Consider the following 1,523-nt stretch of genomic DNA (forward strand, 5'->3'; position numbering starts at 1 on the left):
AATCCTCTAAGCGATGATGGAGTTCTTCTGAATCGAATTGGGCAAGAAGAGCTTGACGTTTTCCTTTAGCTTTCTTACGTTTATAGGTGATTTCTTCTCTTTCAACTGGGAACCTCTCCATCTTCATCAGATGAAGCTTCCTCCTCAAAAAGGCTGACTTGTCCAGATGGACAAACACTTTTCTCAGAGGATTTTCCATAGAGCTTTTGCGTTAGATAAGCCACTTGTTCACGCAGAAGGGTAAGTTCATTGGTGAGACTATCAATTGTAGCACTCTGTTGTTGAATGATTTTTAATAAGTCTTTCATCGTCTTCCCTCTCTGTTTTCTAACTTTATTATACTAAAAAGAAAGGCATCATTTCAATAGAAATCACGACTTTCTGATGAATTTATTTGGGGAGTGATAGAAAAGCCCTTCATCAGCCAGTCTACTTGTTCTGGTGTGAGAGCTTTGACATCCTTTTCTGTACTTGGCCAAGTCAACTTACCGTTCTCAAAGCGTTTATATAGTAGCCAAAATCCTTGACCATCCCAGTAAAGGGCTTTAAAGCGGTCTTTACGTCCACCACAAAAGAGAAAAACTTGACCGGAGAAAGGATCCAATTCAAAGTGGGTTTTAACCAGATAAGCCAGTGAATCAATGCCTTGTCTCATATCCGTTTTCCCACATACGAGATAGACCTGCCCTAGGCTAGATAGATGAATTGTCATGGAGCAACACCTTATCCAAAAGCTGTTCTATCATTTCGAGATTGAGAGATTGAAAAAAACTTACTTCAAGCTTGCCAATACGAATTTTAAGCAGAATATCATTTCTCTTTTTAGAATCAAAAGGACGAGATTGTGGAATCTCTACAGGAACAATAGGTTGTGGCATTTAAATATCCTCCAATCGTTTTACTTTACTAATAGTATACAGGAGGTCTTCCATGAATGATAGATACCTTGTTATGACGCGCTTACTATGAATAGACGAAAACCGCTCAGTTGAGCGGTTTTTATAGTAAAATGAAATAGGAATAGGACAAATCAATTTCTAGTAATGTTTTAGAAGTCCAGATACACTATTCTAGTTTCAATCTACTATAGTATCTAATTACATACCCCCTGCTGGAATCGATAAATAGAAAAAACCTTATTTTAAGGCTCTTCCTATACTATTTATCAATAACCCTCTTTTAGAGTATGTCCGTAAGTTTGAATAATTTGTTGTATATCTTTATGCCTTAGTAATCTTGAAACAGCCCATATATCAACACCTTTTGATAATAGACTTCCTGCGAAACAAAATATGGTAGAATAGTTCTATGAATTATGAAGCAAGTAAACAACTAACTGATGCACGATTTAAGCTCCTGGTTGGTGTTCAGCGCACGACTTTTGAAGAGATGTTAGCTGTATTGAAAACAGCTTATCAAGGTAAACACGCAAAAGGGGGACGAAAACCTAAACTAAGCCTAGAATACCTTCTTATGGCGACTTCAATATGTACGAGAATATCGAACTTATGAACAAATTGCGG

Annotated in this window: 3 protein-coding genes and 1 pseudogene; 1 reads left to right on the forward strand and 3 read right to left on the reverse strand. The window is 37.1% G+C overall.

The window, feature by feature from the left end; translation table 11 throughout:
• Window positions 1-101: 101 nt before the first annotated feature.
• The 3 genes from HT701_RS06695 to HT701_RS06705 are packed head-to-tail and all read right to left on the reverse strand — an operon-like array spanning window position 102 to window position 878.
• Window positions 102-308, reverse strand: coding sequence for a transposase (locus HT701_RS06695; protein WP_101514840.1), 207 nt, complete (start codon window positions 306-308; stop codon window positions 102-104).
• A 53-nt stretch (window positions 309-361) separates the two neighbouring features.
• On the reverse strand, window positions 362-712 hold the full coding sequence (gene tnpB / locus HT701_RS06700; protein ID WP_000152345.1) for an IS66 family insertion sequence element accessory protein TnpB: 351 nt from the start codon (window positions 710-712) through the stop codon (window positions 362-364).
• Window positions 693-878: a hypothetical protein gene (locus tag HT701_RS06705; RefSeq protein ID WP_050307238.1), complete on the reverse strand. Its 186-nt coding sequence runs from the start codon at window positions 876-878 to the stop codon at window positions 693-695. The genes tnpB and HT701_RS06705 overlap by 20 nt, the downstream gene beginning before the upstream one ends.
• Window positions 879-1,308: 430 nt before the next feature.
• Between HT701_RS06705 and HT701_RS06710 the strand changes: the two are divergent.
• Window positions 1,309-1,523: pseudogene (locus HT701_RS06710) on the forward strand (IS5/IS1182 family transposase); the annotation flags it as partial.

This window comes from Streptococcus sp. 10824, from assembly GCF_013276595.1.
GTDB lineage: Bacteria > Bacillota > Bacilli > Lactobacillales > Streptococcaceae > Streptococcus > Streptococcus pseudopneumoniae.

Coding starts and splice junctions, on each gene's coding strand:
- HT701_RS06695 (WP_101514840.1), bottom strand. CDS start 308: ATGAAAGACTTATTAAAAATCATTCAACAACAGAGTGCTACAATTGAT.
- tnpB (WP_000152345.1), bottom strand. CDS start 712: ATGACAATTCATCTATCTAGCCTAGGGCAGGTCTATCTCGTATGTGGG.
- HT701_RS06705 (WP_050307238.1), bottom strand. CDS start 878: ATGCCACAACCTATTGTTCCTGTAGAGATTCCACAATCTCGTCCTTTT.